This window comes from Psychrosphaera saromensis, from assembly GCF_002954545.1.
Taxonomy (GTDB): Bacteria; Pseudomonadota; Gammaproteobacteria; order Enterobacterales; family Alteromonadaceae; genus Psychrosphaera; species Psychrosphaera saromensis.
The window spans coordinates 572,993-597,117 of record NZ_MSCH01000003.1 but is presented as its reverse complement, the minus strand read 5'-3'; the positions used below and the strand labels follow the sequence as shown (position 1 = coordinate 597,117).

The window sequence follows — 24,125 nt, the reverse complement described above, 5'->3', positions numbered from 1 at the left end:
AAAATATAAGGGTGAAACCTTGTTGAATTGATATTAAAAACCACCAGTGATGTTTAATCATTTGGTGGTTTTTTATGGGCTTAATCTGAAAGGATATGAAATTAAGTGTCTGTTTCTGTTAGTGCTTGTTAGGTTTCGGATTAAAAAGAAAAATATGAAGGTTTTTGATGAAAAACAAAAAGTGGATAAGAGCTAAGGACGAATATGTTATTTTCCTCTGAAATAGAAATTATTTGCTTTACAGCTATTTCTTTTTGTTCTGGTATTTTAGTAAATTCACCTTTGGTGCCTAGAGATATATAGTTCCCTTTTTCCACATTTATTTTTACTAGTTGATTCCAATCAGCTTTGTTGTTGTGCCTAGGATCATTAAATTTTTGCAACCCATTTACGGACAGAGATTTGTATTTTTTACCAGTGCAATTTTCAACTGTTACTTTGTGAGACAAATACTCTTCATACGTAGGAATATCACGTATAGCTTCTATCATAGGGTAACTAATAAATACTTTACCATTGTCAGTTTCTTCGCTGAAAATATCTATTAATGAAAGAAGGTTATCAGTATTGAACTGTTCATCTTGACACTCTATGTCAAAAAATAAAAACACTTGGCTAAAGTCATCTCTTTCATATCCCTCTAATATTTTTTCATTTTCAGGAACATTTTTAGATTCACGAAGCAACTCAATTATATCCAGATCTACATCTTCTTTTAACTCTTTAAATAACTCATAAATATCATTCCCATAGCTGCAGACGAGAATACTTAATTCACTAAAATATATATTTTTTAGTGTCTTAAAGTATTGAACTTCTCTTTTCTCACCTTCAAATATACAAAGAATATTACTCTTTGGATTCATATTTTAAGCCTTTGTAAATTTTCTCTAAGTTATGAGCTTTTCTTAAATCTTTATCTACAAGCTCATAAAATGGATATTGCTTATCACCTAAAATAAAATAACAATCTGGTCTAAGAAGGTCATTTGTCATTATACTTAAATTGTGTGTAGTCAATAATGTTTGGCAATTAACATTAATTAATTTTTTTACTACTAACTTCGAAAGTGAATAATGATAATAAGCATCAAATTCATCGATATATGCAAACGAAAGTTTATTGCTATCTAGTTTAAGCCACCAAAAATAGAATATTCCGAGTGACATAGTTCCCGTAGAAGCAGCGATACCAAAATCGACATAAGAGTCATTATATTTAAAAACGATTCTTTCTTCAGCTCCTTCTCCTCTAACATCAAGACTACACTCAACTCCCGCTTCATTTAGAAAAATCTCAAAATCACTTAACTTTCCAGCATCTATTATTTCTTTTGATAATCTACTTGTATCAAGTTGTTGCCCATAATAATCTGCATTTTGAGTCAATGTCCTAAAGAAAACCATCCCAGAAACAAATTCAGTAAACTTATTAAATGTTATTGAGTTTTTATCAGACAAATCTAAAACTGAATTAGATTTTATGTATTTAATTGCGGATATAGTCGAGGAAGATAGGTCTCGATTTAGAGTTTCTGTTCCAGAGAGCCTTACATTAAGTTTATTAGATTTTCTTCGGTCAATTTCAACAATAACATCTTTATTAATGGTTAATCTTTCATAAATAGTATTTGTAGCTGAAGATTTCCCATATAAATACTCAACAATATCTGTTCCAAATTGAAATTTATAATTAAATTCAGCAAAACCTTCTTCGTCAATGTAACCATTTAAATAGTTTTTTGTAAGTGATTGCATGATAGGAATATCGTTAATATGACATGTTATATCTAACATTGCTAAGCCTAAATTAGACTTGCCACAACCATTCTGACCATAAATTACAGCATCGTTTACGAGTCCATTTACAATGGATTTACAATTAAATTCATAGCTTTTTTTAGTTCTAAGACTAAAATTATACCAATCCTTAAAGTTTCTGAACCCTCTTACAGAGAAATCTTGCAACATTTCTATTATCCTCTCTTACATAACACTTTATTAGGCCACAAAAGCATTCTAGCATACCAATACAGACTTGCCGTAAAAAAATTACGGTAGAAAAGCATAACAATTAATAGTGAGCGATTGGGGGTATTTTTCTACCCAAAACGTTCTCACTTTCACAGATGACTTATTAGTATCAGATTATTTTACTTGTTACTAGCTCTGGAGTTCATAGAAATTGGATTAACGTTTTTCAACCAATTCCCAATTCACCCAATTCCTATTTCAACCAAACCTTGTTACACAAATGAAATGGCTTCTTTATCATTTTGTGAAACCTCTGTGATACTTTTGGGATAATTGACGTTCATTCTTGTTATCAGATTAATAACAAGAGAAAGAACATGATCACAAAAACTAAAACAATGAGAAAAACTGCAACAACACTAGCCATTTTAGGTGGCGCTTTACTTAGTCAATCTGCCTTTGCTGCTGAAATAGACGTTAAAATCACTAACCTTACACAAGGTATTTATTTCACTCCTGTCATTATTGCTGCTCACACAAGTGACGCTAGCATTTATACACTTGGTACCGCAGCCTCTGACGAATTACAAATGATGGCTGAAGGTGGCGACATTTCTGGACTATCAACTGCATTAACGGCAGCAAGTGCTGATGTATTAGAAAACCCAGCAGCAGGCTTACTAGCACCTGGCGCGTCGGCAGAAGGTTCGCTTTCTACCGCTGATACCAATATGTATTTATCGGTTGGTTCAATGTTGCTTCCAACTAACGACGGTTTTGTTGGCCTAGACAGCTGGATGATCCCAACAGAAGCCGGTACTTATACAGTTTACCTTAATGGTTATGATGCTGGCACAGAAGCTAATGACGAAATTTTAAATGGCGGCGGCGCACCTGGTGTTGCAGGAATTCCAGCTGATCCCGGTGCTGCAAATGGTACGGGCGCTTTAGGTGTTACTGATGTTGAAGATAATACTATGGTGCATGTACATCGTGGTGTTATTGGCGATACGGATGTGGCAGGTGGCGATAGTGATTTAGACAGCACAGTTCATCGTTGGTTAAACCCTGTTGCTATGTTTACCGTTACCGTTAAGTAAGGGGGCAATATGAAAAACTTTAAATCAAAATATATTCCAGCACTGGCAATTATGTCTTCACTTATTCTTGCGGGTTGTGATAGTGACAACGATAAAGATGAAGAAGTTATAGCACCTGAGGTAGTGACTCCGGTCAATGTAAGTTATGAAGTAACTATTACTAACCTTACTAATGCACAACCATTATCACCTGTTGCTGTTATTTTACATGACACGGGTTCTTTGTGGACCATTGGCGAGTCGGCATCAACGGCACTTGAAACAATGGCGGAAGGTGGTGATAACTCAGAGTTATTAGCACTAGAAATAGTTAACGCCAGTGTAAGTGGCTCAGCACCTTTAGGTTCGGGCGCTACAGAGACGTTAACTGTGACTATTGAAGAGCAAACTGACTCTATGTTGTCATTAGCCACTATGTTGGTGAATACAAATGACGGTTTTACGGGTCTTAGTAATATAGATTTATCTGGATTGTCTGTTGGAGACACTTGGTCTACCTATACATCGGTTTACGATGCTGGCACAGAAGGTAACAGTGAAGCACAAGGAACCATTCCTGGTCCTGCTGATGGTGGTACCGGATTTGAAGCTGAAAGAGACGATGTTGATTTTGTTGGTATGCACTCTGGTGTTGTATCAATGGATGATGGTTTAGCTACTTCTGTGTTAACCCAAGCCCATAAATTTGATAATCCAGCAACTTATGTAGTGATTACACGAATGGAGTAAAACTTTTGACCGACACTGTGCTCATTGTAGAAGACGATAAAGATATCGCGGACCTAATTCGAGTTAACTTAGATGAATTAGGCGTAAACACTGAGCACCAGTGTGATGGTCAAATGGGACTAAAATCCGCATTGGAAAATGATTATAGCTTGTTACTACTGGACGTTATGCTGCCTAATATGTCTGGCTTAGATATATGCAGACAGGTAAGACAGGCAAAACCAGAACAAGCTATTATCATGCTTACCGCAAAAAACTCTGAAACCGACCAAGTATTAGGTTTAGAGCTAGGTGCAGATGATTACATGACCAAGCCTTTTAGTGTTCGTGAACTCCAAGCTAGAGTTCGGGTGCAGTTAAGAAGAGCTAACTTACTGCAACAAAGACCGTCTGCGGTCATGCCTCAAGATGATTTATTGATTGTTGGCAAATTGATCATCAATCAGCAACAACACAGCGCTAAATTATCCGACCAGACATTGGATCTCACCGCGACTGAATTTGACTTATTAAAGCATTTTGCCAAACACCCAGACCAAGTATTCAGCCGTGCTCAGTTATTGGAAAACGTATGGGGTTATCACCACAGTGGTTACGAACATACAGTGAATTCTCATATCAATCGCTTGCGTGCCAAATTAGAACAAAACCCTGCCCAAGCCAATATAATTCAAACGGTTTGGGGCGTTGGTTATAAACTCAATTCTCAAGGTATTAACTAATGTCATTATCTCTTTATCAACGTATTGCCTTGTCTTTAACATTGGCATTTTCAGTCATACTCTATTTGTCATTTTTGTGGAGCAGTCAGCTTCAGCAAAGTACTCAGTTGGAATCTGAACAAAGACTTCATCTGGGACTGGCGGAGCACTTAGTGACTGACAATCCTTTATTGGCTGAGGGGGTTTATGATTACGACGGCTTAAAAAACCTATTCCATACCTTGATGATGTTAGGCCCTAGTTTCGAGTTCTATTATTTAGATCCAAACGGCAAGGTACTCACATATTCTGCTGAGCCGGGGAAAGTTAAGCGTGAGCTGGTAAATGTAGCGCCAATTCAGTCTTTGTTATCCAATCAGGTTGAATTGCCTGTGCTGGGCGACGACCCAAGAAATCTAGAAAAACAAAAAATATTCTCAGCTTCTCCTGTTTATAAAGAGGGAGTGCTGCAAGGCTATTTGTATATGATCATTGGCGGTGAAATACACGACTCCATCGTTAAATCTGTACAAGACAGTCATAGTTTAAAAGATGTCTCTATTGTGATTGTTGCCAGTTTAGGCGTGTTGCTTGTTTTACTGCTGGGTCTGTTTAAATCATTTACTGCACCACTTAATAAAATGGCAACGGCCATAAAAGCCATTGATCAAAATAACCTTAGTCAGGTGGAAATAGACTTCAGTGTATCCAAAGACTCAAACAATGAAATAAACGTTTTAGCCTCAGCCTTTAATTCATTAATAAAACAAGTGCAAAGTCAGTTAGTGCAATTAGAAAATATTGATGAGCACAGACGTGTTTTACTGGCTGATCTTTCCCACGACTTAAGAACACCACTGGCTAATCTACAAGGTTACATAGAAACATTATCCATTCATGGCGGTAAGTTGTCAGAGCAAGAAAGACAAAAGTTTGTGGATATATCTATGCGTAATGCCAATAACTTAAAACGACTAATAGACCAGATATTTGAACTCGCTTACTTAGATGGCGGCCAAGTGACCGTTCATCACGAACCTTTCCCATTGGCGGATTTATTATTTGATGTGACGGCTAAATTTGAGCTTAACGCGACAAAAAAAGGAGTTCGGTTGGAAGTAGAACCTTTAGTGGCTAACTATTTAGTTTTTGCTGACATAGGTAAACTGGAACGCGTGTTAACTAACTTAATTGAAAATGCGATTAGGCATACTCAAGAAAATGGGGTTATTACCTTGTCAGTTAACATGTTAAAAGAACAAAAAAATCAATTGCGGATAGACATACGAGATACCGGAACGGGTATTAACCGTAATGAAATTGCTCATATTTTTGATGCCCGTTACAGAGCAAGTAATGCCCAAGAAGATAAAAGTACCCATGTAGGTTTGGGTTTAGCGATTAGTCAAAAGCTGGTGGCATTATTGAATTCAGAATTGAAAGTAGAAAGCGAATTAGGCAAAGGAACCTGTTTTAGTTTTAGTTTGCCATTGGCTAACAGCTAATAAATTACTGCGCCAGCAAGTAAAAATAAGTTTATAAGTTAGTAAAGTTAATTCGTTAAGTGAATTAAATTAACCCGTTGATTATAAAGGTTATTTTGTATCAAAGTTGTGCATGTTACAAACTAAAATAGTGCAATTATCATTCGATATGTGTTTTTAAACTCAGCAATAAAAGTTAATGCTATGTTATTAAACAGAAAATTTACAATGGCATTGTAAATGCAATTACACAGCCAGTAACTCACTTTCGGAGAGGCAAGTGAGTTCGGCAAAGAAGCCACCGTTTCAACATTCTTTAGGGAATGATGGGCGGTGGTTTTTTGCTTTCTGGAACTTAATAATTTTAATTAGCTGTTTAACGCTCCTGATTGCAAACGTATTTGTCGATGGTCATTAATAAAAATAATACGGGAAGCATGACAATGGAAACACAAATAAAAACAACAAAGCTTATAAAGGCAATGAAGCCGTTAACAAGCGCAATGAGTAAGATGAAGACAATGATCGTCGCAACGGGGTTAATTGCTACATCAATCAGTTTTGGTGCCAGTGCTGAGTTAGGTTATCCAGAAAAGGAAGAGCTTAAATTTGGTTTTATTAAATTAACTGACATGGCGCCAATCGCGGTCGCTTATGAAAATGGTTATTTTGAAGACGAAGGTTTGTACGTCACTATTGAAGCCCAAGCTAACTGGAAAGTCCTGTTAGATGGCGTTATTGACGGCAGATTGGATGGCGCGCATATGTTGGCTGGCCAGCCAATTGCAGCAACCATAGGTTACGGTACCAAAGCCGAGATCATCACCCCCTTTTCAATGGACTTAAATGGTAATGCAATTACGGTATCCAACGAAATTTGGGAGCAAATGAAGCCAAACATTCCTAAAATGGCCGACGGACGTCCCGTTCACCCAATCAAAGCTGATGCATTAAAACCTGTAGTAGAAAAATATATAGATGCAGGTAAGCCGTTTAATATGGGCATGGTGTTTCCCGTTTCTACTCATAACTACGAATTACGTTATTGGTTAGCCGCTGGTGGAATTCACCCTGGTTTTTATGCTCCACATAAAGGTGATACGTCGGGAAAAATTGATGCTCAAGCCTTATTGTCAGTTACTCCACCACCACAAATGCCTTCCACGTTAGAAGCGGGAACTATATATGGTTATTGCGTTGGTGAACCGTGGAATCAACAAGCTGTATTTAAAGGAATTGGTGTTCCTGTTGTGACTGACTATGAAATTTGGAAAGACAATCCAGAGAAAGTATTTGGTATCACTAAAGAATTTTCTGAAAAATATCCAAATACCACAATTCGTTTAACTCGTGCGCTTATTCGTGCAGCCATGTGGTTGGATGAAAACAACAATGCTAACCGTCCTGCTGCAGTAAAAATATTATCTCAGTCAAACTATGTTGGTGCTGACTATGAAGTTATCGCAAACAGCATGACTGGCACCTTTGAATATGAAAAAGGTGATAAACGAGCAGTACCTGACTTCAATGTGTTCTTCCGTTACAACGCGACTTATCCGTATTACTCAGACGCTATTTGGTACTTAACGCAAATGCGCCGTTGGGGACAAATTAGCGAACAAAAATCGGATGCTTGGTATGCAGATGTTGCTAAAAAAGTATATCGCCCAGATATTTATATGGCTGCGGTCAAATCGTTAATTGCAGATAAATTAGTACCAGCGTCTGAATTTTCAAGTTTAAAAGGTGAAGATGGTTATCGTTCTCCGCAAACTCATTTCATCGACAACATAGTGTATGACGGTACAAAACCGAATGAATACATTGATAAATTTGATATTGGTTTAAAAGCCAAAGATAAGCTTTAACCTCACCTTCAACCTTAATGTGGGAAAACACCTTTGTTTTCTCACACCTTTTTTAAGTATAAGGATTTAAGAATGGCTAGTTTAATTGCTCGGCTTATCACTCGTAAAAATGAATCTGTGATAAAAGCACAGTTACCTCCTTTTATAGTTAACTTTTTTAAGGCAGTGACGTTACCGTCAATTGGTATATTAATCTTCCTACTGTTTTGGACTGTAGGTGCAAATAATATAGATACATCGCTAGGTAAGTTCCCTGGACCTTCACAAGTGATGACGCAAGTAGGCAATTTATTTAATGAGCATGTTGAAAGCAGAGAAAAAGAAGCCGCTTTTTATGAGCGCCAAGAAAATAGAAACCAAGCACGGTTAGCTAAAGATCCAATGTATAAGCCTAAAACTCGTGCCTACACAGGTAAAGAAACCTTTATTGATCAAATTATTACTAGTTTAATTACTGTGTTAAGTGGCTTTGTAGTTGCGGCTATTGTTGCCATTCCATTAGGTATTGCCATTGGCTTAAGTAAGTCGTTAAACACAGCTATAAACCCGATTATTCAAATATTTAAACCTGTATCCCCACTCGCTTGGCTGCCTTTGGTCACTATGGTGGTGAGTGCGGTTTATACCTCGACAGATCCTATGTTTGCTAAGTCATTTATTGTTTCCATGATCACCGTCACCTTGTGTTGTATTTGGCCAATGGTGATTAACACATCTGTAGGTGTCGCTTCACTAAACAGTGACTGGGTGAATGTGAGTAAAGTATTAAGATTGTCTGCGTTTACGCATATTCAAAAAATTGTTTTACCTGCTTCAGTTCCTGCCATTTTTACCGGAATGCGTTTGTCATTAGGCATAGCTTGGATGGTATTAATCGCCGCAGAAATGCTGGCACAAAATCCAGGTTTGGGAAAATTTGTTTGGGATGAATTTCAAAACGGTAGCTCTGAGTCTCTAAGTCGGATCATGACGGCTGTTATCGTTATTGGCTTAATCGGGTTTTTATTAGACCGCACTATGATGCAACTACAGCGTATTTTGTCTTGGGACAAAAACTCTGAAGTTCGGTAATTAAGGAGATGAATATGACTGTTAAAAACGAATTACTACTCGATATTAGTAACATAGATATGGTGTTTCCTACCCCAAAAGGTGATTTTACCGCGTTAAAAGGCGTGGATTTAAAGATAAACAAAGGCGAGTTTATATCGTTAATTGGTCACTCTGGCTGTGGTAAATCTACCGTATTAAATGTGGTTGCTGGCTTGTATCAAGCAACCAGTGGCGGCGTGATTTTAGCGGGTAAAGAAGTGAACGAACCTGGCCCTGAACGCGCTGTGGTATTTCAAAACCATTCTTTATTACCTTGGTTAACAACCTATCAAAATGTGGAGCTGGCGGTTAAACAGGTTTTTGCAAAAACTAAGTCAGCAGCAGAAATGAAAGACTGGATTGAATACAACTTAAAGCTAGTGCATATGGATCACGCCATGCACAAACGTCCAGATGAAATATCTGGCGGTATGAAGCAACGCGTAGGTATTGCAAGAGCATTAGCTATGCAACCAGAAGTGCTGTTAATGGATGAACCGTTTGGAGCATTAGATGCGTTAACTCGCGCCCACATGCAAGACTCGTTAATGGAAATTCAAGATGAGTTAAACAATACGGTCATCATGATAACCCACGATGTTGATGAAGCTGTGTTGTTATCTGACCGTATTGTGATGATGACTAACGGCCCCGCAGCCACTATTGGCGAGATACTCGATGTAAATTTAGAAAGACCTCGTAGTAGATTAGAGCTTGCTAAGGACACACAGTACAACCAGTACCGTTCAGAAGTGTTAACCTTCTTATATGAAAAACAACGCAAAGTTTAAACAAGCTGGCGTTGTCTAACACGAATACAAAACAGGGATTGCCCAAGTGGCAAGAACATAACAAATAGATGCATTAAAAATGCACAAAATAGAAAACAAAAATAATAGTAATAACCAAAATATAAAAGAATAACTACAAAACTTATTAGGGAATAATCATGAACAAAAAAATACTTGCGACATTAATTCCGGTACTGGCATCTACGGCGTCTTATGCCGCTATTGAAACGAACCTAGGTACAGCTAATGTCGACTTACGTTTACGTTATGAATCAGTTACTCAAGACAACGCGCTTGAAGATGCAAATGCGTTAACGTTAAGGACCAAAGCCAACTTTAAAACCAATGCTTATAGTGGTTTTTATGGCTTTGTTGAGTTAGAAAACTCAGTGGCGTTAATTGAAGATTATAACAGTACGCAAAATGGTGAGACGGGTTATTCAGTCATTGCTGATCCAGCAACCACCGAGTTAGACCAAGCTTATATCGGGTATACCCAAGATAAAGTTAGTGTAAAGCTGGGTCGTCAGGTGATCACTATGGACAACCATCGTTTTGTTGGTCACGTAGGTTGGCGTAACGACAAACAAACGTTTGATGCATTATCTGCTACTTATAATGCGTCTGAAAAATTAAAAGTTTCAGCGGCTTATATCACAAAACGTAATCGTATTTTCGAAGACGCAGCAGATATAGATTCAAGTGATATCTTGTTAAATGCGGCTTTAAAAACAGAGTTCGGCACGGTCACAGGTTACGGTTATTTATTAGAAACGGATAATGGCACAGACAATTCACTAAACACCTTTGGTGCTCGTTTAGTCGGTGCTAAAAGTGATATTTCTTATACGGTAGAGTTTGCTACTCAAACCAATGAAAGTGCAGGTATGGAATACGACACAAGTTACATGCTTGGCGAAGTAGGGACAAAATTTGGTGGTGTTAGCGTAAAAGCCGGTTATGAGTCATTAGGCTCTGATGATGGAGCGGTAGGTTTTGCAACGCCATTGGCCACATTACATAAATTTAATGGTTGGTCAGATCAATTCCTTGGTACGCCAGGTGTTGGTTTAAATGATTTATATGCAACGGTTGCGGGAAAAGCGGGTGGTGGCAAATGGTCAGCTACTTTCCATAGTTATGCTGCAGATGAAGCGTCTGCAACGGTTGATGATTTGGGTACTGAGCTTAATGTGATTTACACCACTAAAATAGCTGATTTTCCTGTTGGGGTTAAATACGCTATGTATACAGCAGGCGATCAAGATGCCGGTAAAGTAGATACAGATAAATTATGGATTTGGACGGGTTATACGTTTTAATTAAAAGACTTAAATAAACTCCGCTATAGGAGAGTAAGGCACAATATTTACCGGCAAGAGCAAAACTCTGCTGGTAAATATTGTGTTTTTTTATGCGCTAAATAAAAGGTAATTGAACCCGCTATTTAAGCGGGATATAGCTTTAAAAGCGATATAGTCCTAGTAACCAGGCTTGGATTTTATGGCCGTCTTCATCTAGCTGTACATCGGCAATGCCGTATTTAATTTCTAAATTAGTGATACCTGAGCGGAACATATCTATTGATGCACTGTCTTTGAATCCTATGATTTTAGCGCGATTAACATCATCCATTTCAGGGGCTGAATAATATAATTCCCAAGATGAGGAGCGCCCGTTTAAGCTAACGGTTGTATTTTTATAGTCGTTACCTGTCTGGAAATGAAACGGTAATTCGGGTGAAAATAGCCAGTTTGAATGGGCTTTAGCGTTAATGATATTGGTTTCAACACCACCTAAACTTAGTAGGTTTAAACTGCTGTCATTACGTTTTGCAAATTGCTCTGAGACAGTTAATTTTATACCGAAAATATGGCCACCAAATGACAATGCACCTTGAGAGCCATTCCATTGTTCAGTTGTCGTTAAGCTTGCAATATCAGTCTCACCTTCCAAATAGGTAAAGTCGGAAGATTGAGTTAATCCCCATGTTTGCTTGTCTAAATACCAAGACTGTTGATGACGGAGCTCTGTTATTGTAGTTTCAATTAAGGTTTGTTCTTGTGCATTGTAACTGGCGCTTAATTCACCTTGGTATGAAGCCAACAAGCCATGAGTGAGCAAATACGGAAGGTTAGCGCTGACACTATAACCGGTATAAGATTCAGCACTAAGTGCAGATGAGTTTTTTTGTTCGCTAGCGTCTAATTCAAAGTCATATACATGGGCCGAAAATTTAACTGGCAAGCTACTGTAAGTAAAATTAGCTGATACGCCCTTGGTTAATCCACCTCTGCTACTGGCTAGAAAATTAATATCCCAATTTGTTTTTTGCAATAAGTCGCTGCCTTTAATGCCAATCTCACTCGTTCCTATTGATGCACTTGATTCAGAACCAATCCAAACAAAAGTGATATCTTGATCTTTTACATGGTAGTCATATTCTTTACCAATTGAGGTGTCTGCGCTTAATTTAGCTGCTGGCATTTGTATTGGTGAGTCTGAATTATTGGATGCTGTACTTAATGTTTTTACATCAGCAAACTCTGTGATATTAGAGAAGTTTTTAGCGATTAACGGCTGAGTAAATATATCTGGCCCACGGCTTTGCACAGATATATTAAGTAAACGTGTTGTTTCTTGTTGCTCTTGATTTGTATCTGGGTCTGTTTCAGGTTTTTGCACAAGCTCAATTGGCCAAGACACAGTTGTTTGCCCATGAGTTACCGCCATAAGCTGACCTGTAGCTAGTGTAAATTCATAAACTTTTAATGTGTCTTTTACTCCAGCAACAAAATATAGAGACTTGCCATCAGCTGCCCATTCTGGGAATGATAAAAATTGGTAACCCTTTGGCATGTTTACCTGCATTGCTTTTAATGCGCTATCTGTGCCATTTGACAAGGAGGTAATGTAAAGGCTCCACGGTTGGTTATGTGTGCTTTTTAAATAGGCCAGTTGGGTGGCATCACTTGGATTAATTCTTGGAAAGTCATATATATGAGCTAATGAAAACTCACTCAGTTTAGTTAACTCTGCCTCTCCCAGAGTGGAACCATCTATTTGTGATAATTCAAAAGAGATTAAACCTGAATAACCTCCACGAGTTTGCTCGGCGATTACTTTACCCGTCGGAGTAACATCAAAACGGCGTAAATTAGCATGACGAGTTAATTGGCTGACATCACCTGTGCTTAATTGCCATTGAAATAAATCTTGATGCTGCATGCCGTTGCTGTCGATAGTTTTTGCACCATATAAAATATGGTCATCGTCTAGCCATCTTGGATTTCTTATGCCTGAGAAGTTAGTTTGTTGCAGAGTATGTTCTACTTTTCGTTTAAATACGCTTGGAGCACTGTCTCCAATATCTACAGGATCATTTTCTAGCAGTTCAACTTTTTCTTTTTCAAAATCGTCTTGAGCTTCTTTGTTATCAGCCGTTTGGTAAACATTTAATACAATGCTTTTATCTTCATCTGATTCTATAACAGCTAGGTATTTGTTGTTTGGGCTTAAAGCTGGGGCGGTCATATCGTATTCGGCATTTAACCAAATAGAAGAATTAGTAGGTTTGGTTTGTTCTAGTTGCTTCTGCATTGCAAGCGCGTTAAATGTAAATTCAGCAACAAAGCGTTGGTATAAATATTCAGGCGTCTCTAAAAATACGCCTTTAAATGCATCGTTAAATGAACGACTTTTTTTACCGCGTAAACGTGTCCATACTGAATCTAGTGTTTCTTCTGAGTAGTTTTTTTCTAACCAAGATAAATAACGCACACCAACTAAGTAAGCCATGCTGCCTATTTGGTAACGTCCGCTGGTATTACTTAACTCACTGTATTTAGGTAATGCACCTTCACGGGCAAATTGTAATAACATGGCTTCGACTTGCACATCGAATAAACGCCCCCTGCCGGTAAGTTTAGACTCAAGTAAAGTTGCGTAACCCTCTGTTACCCAGCGCGGCATGCCTGACGATTTATAAATATCGTATAAATCCCAATACTTAGATAAAGATTGTTTAAAACTTTGACGAGAAGGCTGGCCTATATGAACCAAATGAACATATTCATGCAAGCTTAATAATTGTTGCCAGCTACTAGAGTTTGAAATGATGGAATCTGACTGAGGAGGTGTGGCAAACAGCGCCATAATTGGTTTGTTACTAAATGGAATCGCAAAGCCGTTAGAGTCATTGAAAGGGTCAAAAACAACAACATCGACTTTCATTTTTAAGTCTCTGTTTTGGTGGTCTTTCACTGTTTTAGCTGCGGCTTCCATGTCGTGAGCTGCTGAAATAGCCCAATCTCTATATTCTGCGGTGTAATGAATGCGGAAACTGTCGGTTTCAAATACCGTCCACTTAGCTTCAGTAACGATACTTATTGCACTATAGGCTGTGCTTGTATAACCAAGGCCAACCAATAACCCTAAGGTTAATAGCGTGTTATTTAGAAATCTAAAGCCTAGTGTTTTTCTAGCTAATGCTAGATACGAAAAAATAGAGGAGGCACTCATTAAAAGTCCTTTTAAAATCTTGAGGTTAGCTTAATATCCTATACATTAATTTTTGCTATTTCAATTAACTGTTTTATTTGCGTTCAGACAAATTTCCCGTAGTGTAAAGAAAATGATAATGCCGCCTAAAATCAACCTAAACAGACGGGTTTAGGTGTTGATTAAATATGCTTAAATTAAAACTAACCAAAGATGTGATTAAGATGAAAAGCCGATATATAAAAGTACTGGGTGAAAGAATATGTAAAGGCTGGTGCAAGCTCACCTGGTTAGTTATTTGCTCGCTAAGCTGCGTAACTTACGCAAATACAGCGACCAATTGGCATTTGGAAAAACAAAAAGATCACATTTATATTTATAGCCAAGATAAAGCGGGTTCTGATTTCTTACAAATAAAAGTGGAAGTAACTTTGGCAGCAAATCTCGCTGACGTAGTTTCTGTCTTTGGTGATGGAAGTGAGTGTTTAAAGTGGCAATCGCGCTGCTTGTCATCAAAAGTAGTTAAAAAAGTGAATGAAAATGAAAACTTGGTGTACACCAGTATTGATATGCCGTGGCCGTTAACTAGTCGTGATTTTATTTTCCATTCGTTATTTAATGTCGATGCTAAAACGAATGTGACGACTTTAGCTTTAAGTCCCAGCACTGAAGTGGTTATAAAATCAGATTTGGTGAGAGCTAAATCAAATGTTCTATACACGATAGAAGCTATTGATAAATTATCTACCAAGTTCACTATGCTTATTCATACTGATTTGGGCGGCGATATCCCCCCTAGTTTTGTAAATTCAAGCATAGTGGGCGAGCTGTATGATGATATGGTTTTGCTAGTTTCACTGGTTGAGGCAAGTAACTAACCATAGCTTAATTTAAAGCTGTGGGGCTAGAACAGTTGTAAAGTGGATTAACTATCACTTTTTACATAGTAAGTGTGTAAGCCAACTTGGCTACACTAGAGTATTAATAAAGGTGCGCTAAAGCACTAAAGAAAGAAAAATAAAAAGGCAGTCGTATGAAGTCAAATGTATTTGAAAGGCGCAGCACAACAGATCAAATAATTAGTGATTCAGCTTATAACTTTGTCATCGGGTTAACCTTATGTTGGGGCTTTTTTATTAACTGGTTAATGGTGACCAGTATAGAACCTCAATCTATTGCTAATGTGAATCCATGGATATTTTTCATTGGTTATTTTGCTTCATGTTTCTTTGGTATTTATCTGTTTAATAAGTCAAATAAACCGCTTGTTAGTTTTATTGGTTACAATTTTGTTGTTGTACCATTTGGCTTCATTATCAACTTGGTGGTGAGTAACTATGATGCTGCTTTAGTAACAGAGGCTATTAAAATTACTGGGCTAGTGACAGTGGGAATGATGTTTTTAGGTTCTATGTATCCTAAGTTTTTCCAAAAAATATCGGGCGCTCTTACGATTGCTTTGTTATTGGTCATCGTCGTAGAAATGATTGAGATATTTGTATTTGGCATTCATCACGGAATACTAGATTGGATTGTGGTGTTAATTTTCTGTGGTTATATCGGTTATGACTGGTCTAGAGCCAATCAAATACCAAAAACGATAGATAATGCGATTGATAGTGCAGCTGCGTTATATATGGATATCATCAATTTATTCCTACGTATTTTAAGAATACTGGGGCGTAAATAATTTAAACGGATATATCGAAAACAATAAAAAAAGACGACATTTGTCGTCTTTTTTATACTGTAAATAAGTGCTTAGCGTTTTTGTGTAGCGCGTAACATCCATGCAGTTTTTTCGTGCAAACGCATACGGTCTGACACTAAAGCTGCAGTTGATTCATCATCAGCTTCTTGAGCTACTTTCAAAACTTGACGCGCAGTTCTGATCACTTGCTCATGACCTTTGGTTAATAACGAAACCATTTCAGCTGAACTTGGTACACCGTCAACTTCTTTAATTGAACTTAATTTTGCGAATTCTTTGTAAGTTCCAGGTGCTGGAACATCAAGAGTTCTAATACGCTCTGCGATTTCATCTACAGCAAGGGCAAGTTCAGTGTAATGCTCTTCAAACATTAAATGTAACTCACGAAATTGCATACCTGTAACATTCCAATGGAAGTTATGTGTTTGTAAATACAAAGTGTAAGAGTCAGCTAAAAGCCTTTTTAGTCCTTCTGAAATCTCAGTTCTATTTTCTTTACTTATACCTATATCGATATCATTCATCTTTATTTCCTCAGTTGTGAGTTAGTAAAATTAGAGACTTAAATTTATTATCTTTAGGTTACACCTCTACATTAGCAAAGTCTAATGTATGGCGTGCAAAAATAGCCAGCTTACGATAAAGAAAAGCATAGATTAAGCGACATTAAATTCTCTTAATGCCCTCAATGCCAATTCCGCTTTTTCTGTCTGCACAAAAATATGATCATGATAATACGCTGCAATAACGTTAGCGCTAATATCGTACTCAGCTAATTTTGTGGCTACTGCTGCGGTTAAACCAACCGCGTCCAAACTTGAATGCACGGTTAATGTTATGCCACTAAAGACAGACTCAAATACAAAGCCGTTTGCTTGTGCTTGCGCTTTAGTCACCACTAAAGTCAGACCTTCTGTCTCTCTAAACATAGCCAGCGGAGATAAGTTTTGATAATCAGCAAAACCTCCTTGAACACAACAAAAAACGTATTGCTCTGGCATTAACTGCGGCGACATAGATTGCAGTAGTTTTGTTAAGTTTGTTTCTCCAACCATGATAATTCCTGCCTTATTTTAGTTTTCCCGGCTTTTCCCATGCATGTTCATCGGCTTCATGTGGCCAATGAGTATCTTGTTTTAATGTTTCTTCTAGTAGCCGTTTCGCTTCATTTGCTTTTGAGATGTATTCATTTTCATCACCATCATAAGCAGCCAGTTCCATTACACTTTTATCATCGTGTTTTTTGAATAAACGACTCTTGCGATAAGCAATATTACTTTGCCAACCTAATGCTACCAAAGCTTTTGCTCCAAGTTCTGCACCCGATGCCATGGTTTCACGTTCAATGTCGTTCACACCTAAACGGTGTAACTCAACAGCGTGTAATCTATTAATAGCGCGCACTAAGATTTTTAAATGCGGGAAATGCTTTTGCACCATGTGCACTATATTTAAGCTGCTTTCTTGGTCGTCCACTGCAACCACAATCGCTTTGGCTGTGTCAGCACCTGCACTGTGTAATAGCTCGGCACTTTCCCCTTCACCGTAATACACTTTAAAACCAAACTTTTTTACCATTTCAATTTGGCTGGCGTCATGATCAAGTACCGTTGCGCTTATATTATTAGCTAATAATAAACGACCAACTGATTGTCCAAAGCGACCAAATCCAATGACAATTATTGGATTATCTTCGTCGATGACGTCGGCATCTCTGTGCGGTTTTTTGTGCGTAGCAAACCGTGGCGATATGTACTTTTCATTGGCTATTAGCATTAATGGCGTTAATAACATTGAAGTGGCAACCACTAAGGTTAATAACCCAATTAATCCAGTGGGTAATACGCCGCTGGTGCTTGCAAAGGCAAATAATACAAAAGCAAATTCACCACCTTGAGCAAGTGCAACTGAAAATAACCAAGCGTCAGGTTTGGCAAGTTTGTTGGTTTTTGCCAAGATAAATAATACTAAAAACTTGCCGACGATTAGAGCCGCGGTAAGGCCGATTATTACTAAAGGATCATCAAATAGCAGCGCAAAGTTTATGCCTGCGCCAACACTGATAAAGAACAAACCAAGTAGTAAACCTTTAAACGGCTCAATATTACTTTCTAATTCGTGGCGGAAGTCACTTTCTGCTAAAACCACACCTGCGATAAACGTCCCTAATGCTGGTGATAAACCAATAGCTTGCATTGCAAGGGCAACACCAATTACTAATAACAAAGCAGACGCTGTGAAAATTTCACGAAGTTTAGATTTAGCAATAAAACCAAAAATTGGATTCATTAAATATTTACCACCAAATATTATGGCAGCAATAACACTGACAACAATAAGGCCTTGAACCCAGCCAGTTTCGCCAAGATGAGGTGAGTTAGAGTTAACTAATAGTTCTGGTGAAGATACCGCTAATAAAGGCAAAATGGCTAACATAGGAATAACCGCAATATCTTGAAATAACAATACGGCAAAGGCACTTTGTCCGGCAGATGTTTTCATTAAGCCTTTTTCTTGTAAGCTTTGTAAAACAATAGCGGTTGAAGACAAGGCTAATACCATACCTATGGCTAATGCTTGCTGCCAAATTAAGCCTAAGTACATACCAAATAAGGTTATTGCAGCGGTACTTAATAAAACTTGCAAGCCACCAGTACCAACAATAGGACCGCGCATTTTCCATAGTAAACTAGGTTTTAACTCTAATCCGACTAAAAACAGCATCATAACAACGCCAAATTCAGCAAAATGCATTACATCTGTTTGGTCACCAACAAAGCCAAGAACAAATGGCCCAATTAATACGCCAGCCACTAGATAGCCGAGTACTGAACCTAAACCTAATCGCTTGGCAATTGGTACTGATATAACCGCTGCACACAAATAGATAAAGGCATCAAATAACAGATTTCCATGTTCCATGTTATTGCTCCCAACGTTGGTTTAATATTTCTAAATGGTTAACGGTATTACTATCAAAATCATCACTTTGTAACTCAGTTATAAATGATTGGTATTGGTCGCATAATTGTTTGAGTCTCTCAGGGGATTTACCTAAATTTCTAGCGCCGTGAGCAACCAAAGGAGGTAAAAATTCCATTCCACATAAATGTGCAGTTTGATCAAATGGAGTTAATAACTCTCTGATAGTGAATCGGTTATGTCCTTCCGTAGAATAAGCATTCTTACTTCCACCTGTGGTGAGTACGGTTAACCATTGTTTACCTTTTAATGCTTCACCTTTTGGGCCATAGGCATAATTAAATTGTAAAACTAGATCAAGCCATTCTTTGAGGATTGCAGGGGCGCTATACCAATAAAATGGATGTTGAAATATCACTGCATCAGCATCTGTTAGTTTCTGTTGTTCGGCGTCGATATCAATAACACCGTCAGGATAAATGGAATACAAATCGTGAATCGTTACCTTGTCATTCTTGTTAACGGCATTTAATAAGGCTTGGTTTATTTGGGAATTTGCCAAATTGGGGTGTGCCAAAATGATAAGGACGTTTCTCATTATTAATCCTGTATGAGTATTTAAATTAGCGTAAGCATGAAGTGTACTCAGCATTTAACAATAAAAGAACAAGAAAAATTAATAATAAATATTGAATTACTGTTTGGCACAAATTAACTGCGCTTTTTCAGTGCGAGTTTGGATCATTGTTGTGCATACGTTATAAATAATTGATTAAAATATGATGCATGTTTAATTTAACTTGTTGTTATACATGGATTTAGTATAGGTGGCATTAAAGGTGCAGTTTTCAATGCATTAAACCTATGTGTTTATGTTTAAAGTTGAAAGTACGGCAAAGAAGCCACCAAGAAAAAGTGAATCACTTTGTCTTGGTGGCTTTTTTTATGTCTAAAAAAAACAAGACTAACAATGAGACGAGAAATTCCATGACTACAAATGCAACCCCAGAGAAATTCAATATCTTTTCCTTTCAAGGGAAAATGAAAATATTACACCTAAGTTGGATTGCTTTTTTTATTACCTTTATGGTGTGGTTTAACTTTGCCCCTATGTTAATGGCAGTGAAAGAATCGTTAGGATTAACAACTGCAGAAGTCAAAACTCTACTTATTTTAAACGTTGCGTTCACTATTCCCGCACGAGTCATTGTTGGTATGTTGACTGACAAATATGGGCCAAGGTTAATTTATACTGGCTTGTTAGCGATATGTTCTATTCCTTGTTTTGCCTTTGCTATGGCCGATACATTTACTCAAGCTGCGATTGCTCGTTTTGCTTTAGGTCTTATTGGTGCCGGTTTTGTTGTGGGTATTCGTCTTGTTTCTGAATGGTTTCCGCATAATGAATTAGGTACTGCAGAAGGGATATACGGCGGTTGGGGGAATTTTGGTTCTGCCGCTGCAGCATTCACATTACCGACAGTAGCTGCAATTTGTGCAGGCGTATTTGGTGGTGAAGAAGGTTGGCGCTGGGCTATGGGTCTTACTGGTTTAGTTAGTTTACTGTATTCATTTATCTTTTATAAAAATGTGTCAGACACACCAAAAGGTGCAACTTATTATCGTCCTAAAAAAGCAGGCGCGATGGAAGTAACATCAAAAGGTGATTTCTGGTTATTGCTAGTAATGAAAGTACCTATGTATGGTGCACTCGCTTTATTAACCTGGAAGTTATCGCCAGCTGGAATAAGCATGTTTAGCGAATTTGTCGTGAATACTATTTATATTGGTTTAGCGGCGTTGTATTTGTTTGATAGTTACCATGTGTGGCAAGTGAATAAAAATATATTTGTTGAGCCAGTGGCTGAAATTCACAAGTACAGCTTCAAACAAGTTGCGGTATTAAATATTTTATATTTTGCGACTTTTGGTTCTGAATTAGCGGTTATTTCTATGCTGCCTTTGTTCTTTTCTGAGACGTTTGAATTAACGCCAGTGGTTGCGGGAATGGTTGCTTCTGCATACGCCTTTATGAATTTGATGTCTCGCCCTGGTGGCGGTTGGTTGTCTGACCGTTACGGTCGTAAACCAGTATTGTTAATATTGACGGCAGGCTTAGCGATTGGTTATTTTGTGATGGGACAAGTAGATAGCTCTTGGACTGTATGGTTAGCGGTTGTTGCTGCAATGGCATGTTCATTCTTTGTGCAAGCGGGTGAAGGCGCTGTATTCGCGGCAGTTCCATTAATTAAACGCCGCATGACAGGACAAATTGCAGGTATGACAGGTGCATACGGAAACGTAGGTGCGGTTGTGTATTTAACTGTGTTGTCCTTGGTAGATTACAGTACTTTCTTTTTAGTTATTGCTGCAACGGCTGTGGTTGGTTTTATCGCATTATTAATGATGAAAGAACCAGAAGGTCATATTGCAGAAGTACAAGAAGATGGTACGGTAGAGCTAATATCAGTTAGTTAAATTGCACTGTTAACGTTACTTAAATTAAATTAACTAAGTGCAGCCTTTTGGATAAACAGCCGAGTAATTACTTTTGCCTGATTTTATAACACCAAAACAAAGCTCTATGGATGCGCCTTTAACCGACAGTAACGTTTCTAAGGAAGCGTTGACTGTATCGGCAGGTAAAATGTTAGATGTTTTGTTTGGAGGGTTTTCTGACAAAGGTGTTAAGGCTGAAAATCAAGATGCTTTTGCTGCACAACAAGCTAAAGGATCGGCTCGGGAATTAAAAGGTAGTGTTGTTTGTATTGCCGATGGTGCAAGTTGTAGTGAGAATGCACAACAAGCAAGTCAAACGAGTGTTACTACCTTTATTCGAGACTATTTTAGTACACCTGAATCTTGGTCTACCAAAGATTCGGTAGCACGGGTTTTATCCTCGTTAAATTCCTGGTTATTCCACCACGGACAACAAGCGAGCTGTCGTCAAAATCAATTGGTTACCACTTTTAGTGCGGTAATTTTTAAGTCTAATACCGCGTATTTATGCCATGCCGGAGACAGTCGAGTTTACTTATATCGGCAGGGTAAAGTTGAGCAGCTGACTAAAGATCACAGTTATTTTCCAAATGAAGACAATAGTGTATTAACGCGTGCATTGGGAATGGATAGCCATTTAGAAGTGGATTTTATTCAGCGTGATTTACAACTAAATGACCGATTTTTACTCACCACCGATGGCGTACACGACTGCTTAACCAACAAACAACTTGAAGCGCATCTAGTAAACAAAGAACTAAGTTTAGAAAAGATAGCCACGGAAATCTGTTTAGCAGCTGAAGAGGCTGGCAGTAAAGATAATTTAAGCTGCATAATTGCAGAGGTTAGCAATTTACCTAATAAAGACATTGATGAAGTTCATCAACAGCTCACCGCATTAAAAATTCCGCCTGTGATGAAAGCTGGCGTAACCATAGACAATTATTTAATTGAAAAAGTAATTCACAGTGGTGCACGTAGTCATGTGTATGTCGCCAAAGATAAAAACACTGGGCAAAAAGTAGTATTAAAAGCACCGTCCGACAACTTTGCCGAAGACTTAAATTACCTCGAAGGTTTTGTCCGTGAGCAGTGGGTTGGCAGTCGTATAAATAATAAAGCCATAATGAAAATTTACCCTAGGGTAAAAGAGAATGGCCAAGCGATGAGCCCGTTTTTATATCATGTTTGTGAATACGTTGAAGGCATAACGTTAAGACAATGGATGTATGACAATCCAAATCCGAGCTTAAGCTTAGTGCGTGAAGTTACGGCAAAAATTATTGCTGGGCTGCGAGTATTTCAACGTCAAAGTATGGTGCACCGTGATTTAAAACCTGAAAATATCATGATTGAGAATGACGGTAATATTAAACTTATCGACTTTGGCACTGTGCAAGTGAGTGGATTGGCAGAGATAAACTCACCCTTGATTGAAGACACATTAGCCGGTGCAGTTGGGTATATAGCACCAGAATATTTGTTGGGACAGCAAGGAGTGCATCGTTCAGATATATTCTCACTAGGTGTTATCGTTTACGAAATGTTAACGGGCGAACTGCCATTTAAAACACCATTAGTACAACATCAACAAGTGACTAACTTTGACCAGTGGCAATATCGTTTTGCTAAACGAGTCAGAAAAGACATTCCTATTTGGCTAGACTTAGCCTTACAAAAAGCCACACAACCTAATATATCTAGCCGTTATTTAGCTTTGTCTGAATTTCTAAAAGACCTCACAACACCTAATATAGCTATGGTAAACAAAATAGAGACAGCCCCTTTGCTTGAGAGAAATCCTGTTGGGTTCTGGAAAATGTTAAGCGCTGTGCTTACCTGTATTTTAATTATTCAAACGTATTTGTTTTATCGCTAATGCCACAACTGGTTCCCTTTCTGTTTTGATGAAATGAAAACTTAATGTAGGTTGAAGTAAAATTTATTAATATCAATTAGATAGTTTGTTATGAATAATGGTCAGTAATAATATGACTGTTGTTCAGTTTATTGGCTTTTATAACGAATTTCAATATGACCTTTGTTCATCATTGTTTTTTTGTATAAGCCTCCACTCAAATATTTCTTAGTAAAATCAAATAAAATATTAATACCAATTGGTATAAAAAGTTTGGCAAGTGAAGTTTACTTCGATAGTCTAGCTACTTAGGTATATATACGGGTAACGAATAATTGTTACTAAGTTTGAGTTTTAACTGAGTAGGTAAGATTTTATGAGTGAGACTATTAGTGGAAGTTGTTTATGTGGTCAGGTTGTTAGTAAAGTAACTGGGCCTTTTAAAAGATTTTACCAATGTCATTGTGACCGTTGTCAGAAAAAAACCGGTTCTGCATTTGCTTCATTAATTTTTACCGACCCAGATAAAATAGAATGGGTGTCAGGGCAAGAGTTAGTGAAACGTTATGACTTACCCGATGCTATACGTTTTAGTAATAGTTTCTGTACTGCTTGTGGTTCACAAGTACCTTATTTAAGCCGAGATGGTTCTACATTGGCTATCCCTGCCGGTTACTTAAATGAAGATCCAAAAATACGTCCGTCAGCTAATATATTTTGGCAAGAAAAAAGCTGTTGGTTGGATGAAGGCCAAGCCGCAAATAAATACGCCCGTTACCCTGAGTAAGTTTAAGCACTCATAATAAAAGCCAGTAGCAGAGTAAATGAATTACTCGTGTTCATATCAGTAAGACCAATTGAGGGTTAAAGAATTAACCCAATTGGTCACAATATCT

The 24,125-nt window shown here is 37.8% G+C and carries 20 protein-coding genes; 13 read left to right on the top strand and 7 right to left on the bottom strand.

Going from position 1 to position 24,125, the window contains the following annotated elements:
- Nucleotides 1-140: 140 nt before the first annotated feature.
- A complete protein-coding gene (locus BTO11_RS02690) occupies nucleotides 141-866 on the bottom strand; it encodes a hypothetical protein (protein ID WP_105051134.1) in 726 nt (241 codons plus the stop codon).
- Complete coding sequence (locus BTO11_RS02685; RefSeq protein WP_105051133.1) at nucleotides 850-1,971, bottom strand: AAA family ATPase; 1,122 nt, start codon at nucleotides 1,969-1,971, stop codon at nucleotides 850-852. The genes BTO11_RS02690 and BTO11_RS02685 overlap by 17 nt, the downstream gene beginning before the upstream one ends.
- 401 nt (nucleotides 1,972-2,372) lie before the next feature.
- On the opposite strand from BTO11_RS02685, the gene BTO11_RS02680 reads away from it, so the two are divergent.
- The 8 genes from BTO11_RS02680 (at nucleotide 2,373) to BTO11_RS02645 (ending at nucleotide 11,061) form a co-directional block, all read left to right on the top strand.
- Complete coding sequence (locus BTO11_RS02680; RefSeq protein WP_105053642.1) at nucleotides 2,373-3,074, top strand: spondin domain-containing protein; 702 nt, start codon at nucleotides 2,373-2,375, stop codon at nucleotides 3,072-3,074.
- A 9-nt stretch (nucleotides 3,075-3,083) separates the two neighbouring features.
- On the top strand, nucleotides 3,084-3,803 hold the full coding sequence (locus tag BTO11_RS02675) for a spondin domain-containing protein (RefSeq protein WP_105051132.1): 720 nt from the start codon (nucleotides 3,084-3,086) through the stop codon (nucleotides 3,801-3,803).
- A gap of 5 nt (nucleotides 3,804-3,808) precedes the next feature.
- Nucleotides 3,809-4,525: a response regulator transcription factor gene (locus BTO11_RS02670; RefSeq protein ID WP_105051131.1), complete on the top strand. Its 717-nt coding sequence runs from the start codon at nucleotides 3,809-3,811 to the stop codon at nucleotides 4,523-4,525.
- Nucleotides 4,525-6,009 (top strand): sensor histidine kinase, encoded by a 1,485-nt coding sequence (locus BTO11_RS02665; RefSeq protein ID WP_105051130.1) that lies wholly within the window; start codon nucleotides 4,525-4,527, stop codon nucleotides 6,007-6,009. Before BTO11_RS02670 ends, BTO11_RS02665 begins: the two co-directional genes overlap by 1 nt.
- A gap of 500 nt (nucleotides 6,010-6,509) precedes the next feature.
- Entirely contained in the window at nucleotides 6,510-7,856 is a 1,347-nt protein-coding gene (locus tag BTO11_RS02660; RefSeq protein WP_373295201.1) for a CmpA/NrtA family ABC transporter substrate-binding protein, read from the top strand.
- Nucleotides 7,857-7,928: 72 nt separating this feature from the next.
- The gene (locus tag BTO11_RS02655; protein WP_105051129.1) at nucleotides 7,929-8,927 is read left to right on the top strand and encodes an ABC transporter permease; all 999 of its coding nucleotides are present in this window, start codon (nucleotides 7,929-7,931) and stop codon (nucleotides 8,925-8,927) included.
- A gap of 14 nt (nucleotides 8,928-8,941) precedes the next feature.
- Nucleotides 8,942-9,739, top strand: a complete 798-nt coding sequence (locus BTO11_RS02650; protein WP_105051128.1) for an ABC transporter ATP-binding protein — start codon at nucleotides 8,942-8,944, stop codon at nucleotides 9,737-9,739.
- A gap of 158 nt (nucleotides 9,740-9,897) precedes the next feature.
- Nucleotides 9,898-11,061, top strand: a complete 1,164-nt coding sequence (locus tag BTO11_RS02645; RefSeq protein WP_105051127.1) for an alginate export family protein — start codon at nucleotides 9,898-9,900, stop codon at nucleotides 11,059-11,061.
- A 142-nt stretch (nucleotides 11,062-11,203) separates the two neighbouring features.
- Here the strand turns inward: BTO11_RS02645 and BTO11_RS02640 are convergent, their stop codons facing one another.
- The gene (locus tag BTO11_RS02640) at nucleotides 11,204-14,260 is read right to left on the bottom strand and encodes a TolB family protein (protein WP_105051126.1); all 3,057 of its coding nucleotides are present in this window, start codon (nucleotides 14,258-14,260) and stop codon (nucleotides 11,204-11,206) included.
- 167 nt (nucleotides 14,261-14,427) lie between these two features.
- On the opposite strand from BTO11_RS02640, the gene BTO11_RS02635 reads away from it, so the two are divergent.
- Nucleotides 14,428-15,117 (top strand): START domain-containing protein, encoded by a 690-nt coding sequence (locus BTO11_RS02635; RefSeq protein ID WP_105051125.1) that lies wholly within the window; start codon nucleotides 14,428-14,430, stop codon nucleotides 15,115-15,117.
- A gap of 155 nt (nucleotides 15,118-15,272) precedes the next feature.
- Nucleotides 15,273-15,929, top strand: coding sequence for a Bax inhibitor-1 family protein (locus BTO11_RS02630; protein ID WP_105051124.1), 657 nt, complete (start codon nucleotides 15,273-15,275; stop codon nucleotides 15,927-15,929).
- A gap of 71 nt (nucleotides 15,930-16,000) precedes the next feature.
- Here BTO11_RS02630 and BTO11_RS02625 read toward each other — a convergent pair whose 3' ends face one another.
- From BTO11_RS02625 to BTO11_RS02610, 4 genes are all read right to left on the bottom strand, one after another.
- The gene (locus BTO11_RS02625; protein ID WP_105051123.1) at nucleotides 16,001-16,474 is read right to left on the bottom strand and encodes a Dps family protein; all 474 of its coding nucleotides are present in this window, start codon (nucleotides 16,472-16,474) and stop codon (nucleotides 16,001-16,003) included.
- Nucleotides 16,475-16,606: 132 nt separating this feature from the next.
- On the bottom strand, nucleotides 16,607-17,005 hold the full coding sequence (locus BTO11_RS02620; protein ID WP_105051122.1) for an ACT domain-containing protein: 399 nt from the start codon (nucleotides 17,003-17,005) through the stop codon (nucleotides 16,607-16,609).
- Between the two features lie 13 nt (nucleotides 17,006-17,018).
- Nucleotides 17,019-18,872 carry a monovalent cation:proton antiporter-2 (CPA2) family protein gene (locus BTO11_RS02615; RefSeq protein WP_105051121.1) on the bottom strand — a complete coding sequence of 618 codons (1,854 nt, stop codon included), beginning with the start codon at nucleotides 18,870-18,872 and terminating at the stop codon, nucleotides 17,019-17,021.
- Nucleotide 18,873: 1 nt separating this feature from the next.
- Nucleotides 18,874-19,470, bottom strand: coding sequence for an NAD(P)H-dependent oxidoreductase (locus tag BTO11_RS02610; protein ID WP_105051120.1), 597 nt, complete (start codon nucleotides 19,468-19,470; stop codon nucleotides 18,874-18,876).
- Between the two features lie 389 nt (nucleotides 19,471-19,859).
- Between BTO11_RS02610 and BTO11_RS02605 the strand changes: the two genes are divergently transcribed.
- From BTO11_RS02605 to BTO11_RS02595, 3 genes are all read left to right on the top strand, one after another.
- Nucleotides 19,860-21,350 (top strand): NarK family nitrate/nitrite MFS transporter, encoded by a 1,491-nt coding sequence (locus BTO11_RS02605; protein ID WP_105051119.1) that lies wholly within the window; start codon nucleotides 19,860-19,862, stop codon nucleotides 21,348-21,350.
- A gap of 73 nt (nucleotides 21,351-21,423) precedes the next feature.
- Nucleotides 21,424-23,250, top strand: coding sequence for a bifunctional protein-serine/threonine kinase/phosphatase (locus BTO11_RS02600; protein WP_229793364.1), 1,827 nt, complete (start codon nucleotides 21,424-21,426; stop codon nucleotides 23,248-23,250).
- A gap of 355 nt (nucleotides 23,251-23,605) precedes the next feature.
- The gene (locus tag BTO11_RS02595; protein WP_105051118.1) at nucleotides 23,606-24,016 is read left to right on the top strand and encodes a GFA family protein; all 411 of its coding nucleotides are present in this window, start codon (nucleotides 23,606-23,608) and stop codon (nucleotides 24,014-24,016) included.
- The last annotated feature ends 109 nt before the right edge of the window (nucleotides 24,017-24,125 follow it).

Excerpts from the sequence above, each read along its gene's own strand:
- BTO11_RS02690 (WP_105051134.1), bottom strand. The coding sequence starts at position 866 with ATGAATCCAAAGAGTAATATTCTTTGTATATTTGAAGGTGAGAAAAGA.
- BTO11_RS02685 (WP_105051133.1), bottom strand. The coding sequence starts at position 1,971 with ATGTTGCAAGATTTCTCTGTAAGAGGGTTCAGAAACTTTAAGGATTGG.
- BTO11_RS02680 (WP_105053642.1), top strand. The coding sequence starts at position 2,373 with ATGAGAAAAACTGCAACAACACTAGCCATTTTAGGTGGCGCTTTACTT.
- BTO11_RS02675 (WP_105051132.1), top strand. The coding sequence starts at position 3,084 with ATGAAAAACTTTAAATCAAAATATATTCCAGCACTGGCAATTATGTCT.
- BTO11_RS02665 (WP_105051130.1), top strand. The coding sequence starts at position 4,525 with ATGTCATTATCTCTTTATCAACGTATTGCCTTGTCTTTAACATTGGCA.
- BTO11_RS02660 (WP_373295201.1), top strand. The coding sequence starts at position 6,510 with ATGATCGTCGCAACGGGGTTAATTGCTACATCAATCAGTTTTGGTGCC.
- BTO11_RS02655 (WP_105051129.1), top strand. The coding sequence starts at position 7,929 with ATGGCTAGTTTAATTGCTCGGCTTATCACTCGTAAAAATGAATCTGTG.
- BTO11_RS02650 (WP_105051128.1), top strand. The coding sequence starts at position 8,942 with ATGACTGTTAAAAACGAATTACTACTCGATATTAGTAACATAGATATG.
- BTO11_RS02645 (WP_105051127.1), top strand. The coding sequence starts at position 9,898 with ATGAACAAAAAAATACTTGCGACATTAATTCCGGTACTGGCATCTACG.
- BTO11_RS02640 (WP_105051126.1), bottom strand. The coding sequence starts at position 14,260 with ATGAGTGCCTCCTCTATTTTTTCGTATCTAGCATTAGCTAGAAAAACA.
- BTO11_RS02635 (WP_105051125.1), top strand. The coding sequence starts at position 14,428 with ATGCTTAAATTAAAACTAACCAAAGATGTGATTAAGATGAAAAGCCGA.
- BTO11_RS02630 (WP_105051124.1), top strand. The coding sequence starts at position 15,273 with ATGAAGTCAAATGTATTTGAAAGGCGCAGCACAACAGATCAAATAATT.
- BTO11_RS02625 (WP_105051123.1), bottom strand. The coding sequence starts at position 16,474 with ATGAATGATATCGATATAGGTATAAGTAAAGAAAATAGAACTGAGATT.
- BTO11_RS02620 (WP_105051122.1), bottom strand. The coding sequence starts at position 17,005 with ATGGTTGGAGAAACAAACTTAACAAAACTACTGCAATCTATGTCGCCG.
- BTO11_RS02615 (WP_105051121.1), bottom strand. The coding sequence starts at position 18,872 with ATGGAACATGGAAATCTGTTATTTGATGCCTTTATCTATTTGTGTGCA.
- BTO11_RS02610 (WP_105051120.1), bottom strand. The coding sequence starts at position 19,470 with ATGAGAAACGTCCTTATCATTTTGGCACACCCCAATTTGGCAAATTCC.
- BTO11_RS02605 (WP_105051119.1), top strand. The coding sequence starts at position 19,860 with ATGACTACAAATGCAACCCCAGAGAAATTCAATATCTTTTCCTTTCAA.
- BTO11_RS02595 (WP_105051118.1), top strand. The coding sequence starts at position 23,606 with ATGAGTGAGACTATTAGTGGAAGTTGTTTATGTGGTCAGGTTGTTAGT.